The sequence below is a fragment of the Nocardia higoensis NBRC 100133 genome, from assembly GCF_000308595.1.
Taxonomy (GTDB): Bacteria; Actinomycetota; Actinomycetes; order Mycobacteriales; family Mycobacteriaceae; genus Nocardia; species Nocardia higoensis.
This window is the reverse complement of the sequence record NZ_BAGA01000094.1, coordinates 1-5,713: the sequence shown is the minus strand read 5'-3', so window position 1 is coordinate 5,713 and position 5,713 is coordinate 1. Positions and strand designations below refer to the sequence as shown.

Below are 5,713 nucleotides of genomic sequence, written 5' to 3'. Positions count from 1 at the left end.
GCGGATTCCTCGGCGATCTCCCGCCCGTGTGCACTGCGCCGACCGCTCTGCGCGGTCCGCCCCCCGTCGACGACCCCCGCGCTGTCCTCGGCGCGTTCCGCACGGTCGTGCGCGTCCGAGGCATCGAGACGTCCGCCGTCACCGTGCGCACCGATGTGCACGTCGGCCCGCGTGTCGGCGGCGCTGTCGTTGCGTCGGCGGCTACGCGGCTCCGCGCCACCCTGCGTGTGGTCGACTCCCTCTACAACGGACTTGTCGTCGTTGCCCGGAACCGATGAGCCGCCGTCGGCGAGCGTGGCGCCGATGTCGGCTCCGCTGTTATGGCTGAGCGCACCGCTGCCGATACCGCCGTCGGACTCGGCGCGTGCGGGCTGCCTGCGGGGGAAATCGGGCCGAGGCAGTCGCCTGCCGGGCGCGGTGCGCGATGCCTCGCCCGGCTCGGAATCCTGTGGAGCGGCAGTGTTTCCCACCGGCGTGGCGGCGAGGCCCGGTGCGGCGGCGAGGTCCGGCGCGGGAAGCCGCGGGACGGGGGCGAGGCGCGGCGGGGGCGCGGGCGCGTCGGCGCCGGGCTCCTTCCGGTCGGCCTCGGTCGAGGTGCTGACGGCGCCGACAGTTTCGTCTGTCGCAGTAGAGAGCGCCACGGGGTCGCCCGACGTGGGCGTGGTGGCCGAAGCCGGCGCGCTGATCGCGGAGACGCTCGCGTCCGGGCCCGTGGGGGCGGAGCCCTCGCCGTTGCGGCTCGCGGCGGCTTCGAGTTCGGCCCGCTCGGCGGCTTCCCTGCGCTCGGCGCGAGTCGGCCTGGACGTGACCACCGGACGGGTCTCCGAGGATTCGACCTTGTCCATCCTGGCCTGCAGAGCCGTGATGTCCTGTCCGGCGCCGAGAGCCCAGGATTCGAGCTTCTTCAGCCGGGCGTCGAGGCCCGTCGAATCGTCGACACGGGCCGCGGCGATATCGAGCTGGTCGCTGAGCTCGCGAAGAAGCGTCGCGATGCCCGACAAGATCGTCCCGATCGGCTCGGCGTCCTGTTGGCCGTGCTCCATGCCTCGCATACCTCTTCCCGCTCGTTGCCCGGACTGGGCGGTTGGCCCGGCGATTCTATCCACCGATGACCGACCGTGCCCGGCCACCGAGGTCGCGGGTGCACCCCCACTTCGCCCGGCGTAGCTGTCTGCTTACGCGAGCCGCAGGCACCGGCTCCGGTGACGGCTACTCGCGGACGGATCGAGGCTACTCGTCATCCGAACCCAGGACTGCACGGGTCGCGGAGACCGGCTACTGTGTGGCGCATCTCTCGTGTTTCGCTCCGAAAACCTTGCGGGACAGCCGCCGTCGCCGCCCCGTCCCGAAAGCGTATCGGAGCGCGGCGCACCCGAGCGCGGGTAAAGGGGGCTGGCGGGCGCCGGAAAGTAGGCGCACTCTTGATCCATGGAGTAGGTCGCGAGACCAGCGTGTCGGGCAGGGAGTGATCGCGTGCGAACCAAGCAGCGGACCGAGATGGCTTGCGGGCGCCGGGCGGTGCTCGCCGAGCTCGGGATCGGGGAGGGCGCCGAGACGTCGCGGGCGTCCGGCAGCGGCCGGTCCCGGTACAGCTGCCGGTGTCCGGAATGCGCCGACACGCAATGGGATGTGCAGCGTCTCAAGTACTGGCTGTGCGCGCGCCTGGTCGAATTCGGCGCCGACGAGGCGGACGTGGATCAGCGGATCGGCGGGACCGACGATGAGCCGGGCATCCTCGTCGACATCCGCTGGCGCAGCGGCGATCGCTGGTTCGCCATCGAGGTGCGCAACGGCCCGCTGGAGACCACGCTGGCTCAGGAACACACCACACGCTTGCGGACGGCGGGCTGCGCGGGGGTGCTGTGGCTGTGCCCGCCCGGTTACTGGGTCGACCACCTGCCCGCTCTGGGCATCGCCGATCTCGGTCCCAGTTCCTGTGACTATCTCATCGACACCGGCGTCCTCGACACCGTGCACACCCCGGTGGCCTCGCCCCGCCGCACCCCGTTCGAGCTGCGGGAGTTTCTGCGCGGCTGGGTGTCCGGCGATATCGTCTGGGCCTACCGGAACGAGCACAAGGGAGGCTGGGCGCGGGTGACCGACTGGGAGAGGCATACCAGGACCCAGGCTGCCGTGATCGCCCGCCAGCGGCAGGAACTGGTCAATCAGCGCACCGCCCTGGCGATGTCGCGCACTCAGGTGCGCGACAAGGAGAAGCTCATCACGCGCCTGAACTGGCGGCTCGAGCGCGCCCAGGAAGGCATCCAGCAGCAGAGCGATTCGGTGGACGCGATCAATCGCCGCATCGCCGAACGACATCGGGTCGAGGCGAGCCTGCGCGCCACCATTGCCGGCCTGAACCGCACCATCGAACGCTGGCAGCTGATCACCATCTGTTCGATGCTGCTGCTGGCGACCTTCCTCGCCGCCGCGGTCATCGTGCGCTGAGCCCGATACCGCGGGTGATCGCGGAGCTCAGGCGGCGGCGATGGTGAATGTCGTCCGGTCCCAGCGCCAGCCGTGCCGCAGCGTCAGCGCGGCGAGGTCGAGCAGTTCGAGCCCGGCCTCGTGGTGCAGCTCGCGTAGCGCGGCCTGCCGGACCGGCCCGGCGTCCACCAGCTCACCCAGTCGCCGTTCGAGTTCCGCATCGACCGTCCGCTCGCGCAGTTCTGCCACGCCGATGCGGCTGCCGGTCCAGATCAGCATCCCCCATCCGTGCGCGTGCGCCTGCTCGCGGACCGCCGCTGCCTTGACCCGGTTGATCTCGAACCCGACATGCCCCAGCGGCTGCACGTCGATGAGCACGATCCGCCCGTCCGTCAGCTCGGCGGCCACACTCGGATGATGCAGACGGGTCTGCCCGTCGAACACGAAGGAAACGGCCACGGGTTCCTCCTGGAAGGTCCGCACCGGCTCAGCGGCATTGAGCGTCAGCAGCAGTCGCGCCCGCAGCGCGGAGTCGAACCCGACATCCCGGCCCACCTTGCCCAGATAGAACCGCCCGCGCTGATCGTCGTCCCCGTCCACGACCCGCGCCGAGACCGCGGGAAGCGGCGCTGCCCGCCCCGATTCCGCCCACTCGATCCTCGGCACCAGTGCGTCGAGCGCGGCGGTGGCCGCCGGCTCGTCGTGCAAGGCGGCCAGCCGCCGGTTGGTCTTCTTCTGCCACCCCATGATTCGCTGCATCACGTAGCCCGCGACCCGCTTGGCATCCTCGGCCGCATGCCCGGCCAGCCGCAGCTTCAGGAACGACAACTCGTTGGCGGCCAGATCCGAATCCGTCGCATAGGTCTCCGCGAGCAATCGCCGGACCAACGCCGAATCCCTGGCATCGAGCGGATACCTGTCGGTGAACACGGCCCGCTCCGCTCCCGCGAGATGTGTCTCCCGCAGGATCTGCCCGACCGTGCGGGTGTGCAACTGCCGCACTCGATCCCGCGCCAGATCGAACCGCGCCCCGATCGCCGCCAACGTCTGCGGCGGTTCCCCGCTCACGCCCAGGCGCGCCGCCAGGATCTCCGCATCCCGCCGCCGCCGCTGCCCGTGGACCGCGACCAGCCCCGCCAGTACCGCATTGACCTCTTCCAGCCCGAACGCGACGTCGCCCTCGACGTCGTCCACGAACGCCGCCTCCACCCCGTCCGGCTCCACAACCCCAGTCACCCCCGCAGCCTAACCACGAGAACCGACACGACCGGGCGCACGCCGTCGGCAGAGATCGGGAATAGACGGCCCGGAACACAGAAAGGCCCCGGGGGTTACCCGGGGCCTTTCTCGGTGGTGCGCGATACTGGGATTGAACCAGTGACCTCTTCCGTGTCAGGGAAGCGCTCTCCCGCTGAGCTAATCGCGCGAGGTGGAGACGGGAATCGAACCCGTGTGCACGGCTTTGCAGGCCGTTGCCTCACCACTCGGCCACTCCACCGCGCAAAGGGGGACGGCGTTTTACTGCCTGGCCCTACCTTCCGAGCGGATGACGGGATTCGAACCCGCGACCCTCACCTTGGCAAGGTGATGCGCTACCAGCTGCGCTACATCCGCATGCATCTCGGGGGCTTTCGTTCCGGCCTCCGTGCTGCGAGACAGAACATTAGCCGACGTTCGGCGGAGAGTACAAATCCGCTGGTCAGACGGCTCGCAGCGCCGCGATGGCGCTGCGACTCCGATGGGGCCGACGTGACTGTGGATGCCCTTGATTCCCATGGTGCCACTGCGCTCGTGGAAGCACTGTGAGGCGGCGCGGCGCCGAACCCATGGGCGAGCGAGTGCGTCGCACCGCAGCCGGCCGTTCCCCGGCTCACCACTGCGCTGCTGTCCACAAGGCGATTTGGTGATCGGCGGGTGCTCCGTGCTAATGTTCCTTCTCGTTCGAGCGGTACGAATCGCCCGGACAGCCCGCCCGGTCTCATAGCTCAGCGGGAGAGCGTCCGCCTCACACGCGGAAGGTCGCTGGTTCGATCCCAGCTGGGACCACTCTGTTTCTGCAGGTCAGAGCGTTTTTTGCGCTCTCTCGTGACTGGCACGCAATATGCGTGCAATGGTGATTTCAAATCCGTAGGCGGCGAAGTCGCTGCTCAGAGCGCTCACGGCTTCATTTGATTATGTCGGTCACCTGCGCGGCTTTGTTGTGCTCGAGTGCACCGCGAGTGCCGCGTACCCCCGCGTAAAACGCTGTTCGTCGGGGTTGGCGCGTCCGTTCAGTGCAGTGGGCGCATAGCGTTGTCGATGTCTTCGATTGCGATACGGATCTGCCCCGAAATCGATAGGCGGGCCCCCTGCTCGCACGAACGCGCCTGCTTCTCTGAACCAACTGGACGTGCCCTCCAACGGTGTGTCCGAACGTGCGGCAATGCCGAGTTCAGGGTGTTTGCGGGGAGCGTGGCGCGATTTCGGCCTTACCGATGAGTTCTGTGCGGATCCGCGGTCGATACTGCTGGACCCACCGACAGCGTGGGCCCTGTGCTGGGAACGTTGCAGCGCGGGAGCAAGCACATGGAGGCAGTGATGGGCGGCGACAATTCCGAGCGGGAGCGCACGATCCGGACGGGTGAGCGCGGGACGCGGGTGAGCGGTCCCAGGGTGTTGGTGGCGGGGGCGAGTATCGCGGGACCCGCGCTGGCCCACTGGCTGCACCGATGGGGGAGCGAGGTGACCGTGGTGGAGCGGGCCCCCGAACTGCGTCCCGGCGGGCAGGCGGTGGACGCGCGCGGGGTGGCCAAGGAGGTCATCGCACGCATGGGCCTGGACGCGGCGGTGCGCGCGGCGTGCACCGATACCGCCGGCGCGTACACCGTGGACGCGGACGGGAACGTGCTGGAGACCTTCCGCGCCGACGACGACGGTGGCGACGGGTTCATCGCGGATATCGAGATCCTGCGCGGAGATCTCGCCCGGGTGCTGTACGACGACACCCGCGACGACGTCGAGTACATCTTCGGCGTCCGCATCGCCGAGCTCACCCAGGACGCGGACGGGGTCGACGTGGTCTTCACCGGCGGCACCCGAGGGCGCTTCGACCTGGTGATCGGGGCCGACGGGCTGCACTCGGCGCTGCGATCGATGGTCTTCGGGCCGCACGAGCGGTTCCTCCACCACCTCGGGCACGTCCTGGCCTTCTACAGCGTGCCCAACGAGTTCGGGCTGGACCGCTGGCTGCTCGAGTACCAGGACCAGGAGTCCGGGCGCTCCGCCGTCCTGCGACCCATTCAGGACG

Annotated in this window: 3 protein-coding genes, 4 tRNA genes and 1 pseudogene; 3 read left to right on the top strand and 5 right to left on the bottom strand. The window is 69.3% G+C overall.

The window, feature by feature from the left end:
* Window positions 1-1,043 (bottom strand): annotated as a pseudogene (locus ON26_RS17270) (hypothetical protein); the annotation flags it as partial.
* Between the two features lie 430 nt (window positions 1,044-1,473).
* Between ON26_RS17270 and ON26_RS17265 the strand changes: the two are divergent.
* The gene (locus tag ON26_RS17265; protein ID WP_245545894.1) at window positions 1,474-2,448 is read left to right on the top strand and encodes an AAA family ATPase; all 975 of its coding nucleotides are present in this window, start codon (window positions 1,474-1,476) and stop codon (window positions 2,446-2,448) included.
* 27 nt (window positions 2,449-2,475) lie between these two features.
* Here ON26_RS17265 and ON26_RS17260 read toward each other — a convergent pair whose 3' ends face one another.
* The 4 genes from ON26_RS17260 to ON26_RS17245 all read right to left on the bottom strand — a co-directional run bounded on the left by ON26_RS17260 (window position 2,476) and on the right by ON26_RS17245 (window position 4,041).
* Window positions 2,476-3,663 carry a hypothetical protein gene (locus tag ON26_RS17260; protein WP_083884158.1) on the bottom strand — a complete coding sequence of 396 codons (1,188 nt, stop codon included), beginning with the start codon at window positions 3,661-3,663 and terminating at the stop codon, window positions 2,476-2,478.
* A gap of 115 nt (window positions 3,664-3,778) precedes the next feature.
* Window positions 3,779-3,853: transfer RNA gene (locus ON26_RS17255), tRNA-Val, on the bottom strand.
* A 1-nt stretch (window position 3,854) separates the two neighbouring features.
* A tRNA-Cys gene (locus ON26_RS17250) sits at window positions 3,855-3,925 on the bottom strand.
* A 43-nt stretch (window positions 3,926-3,968) separates the two neighbouring features.
* Window positions 3,969-4,041 (bottom strand) — tRNA-Gly (locus ON26_RS17245).
* A gap of 360 nt (window positions 4,042-4,401) precedes the next feature.
* Here ON26_RS17245 and ON26_RS17240 point away from each other — a divergent pair.
* Together ON26_RS17240 and ON26_RS17235 are read left to right on the top strand one after the other, a co-directional pair.
* Window positions 4,402-4,473 (top strand) — tRNA-Val (locus ON26_RS17240).
* Between the two features lie 486 nt (window positions 4,474-4,959).
* Window positions 4,960-5,713, top strand: a 754-nt coding sequence (locus ON26_RS17235) for an FAD-dependent monooxygenase (protein ID WP_245545893.1), incomplete at its 3' end; no start/stop codon positions are given.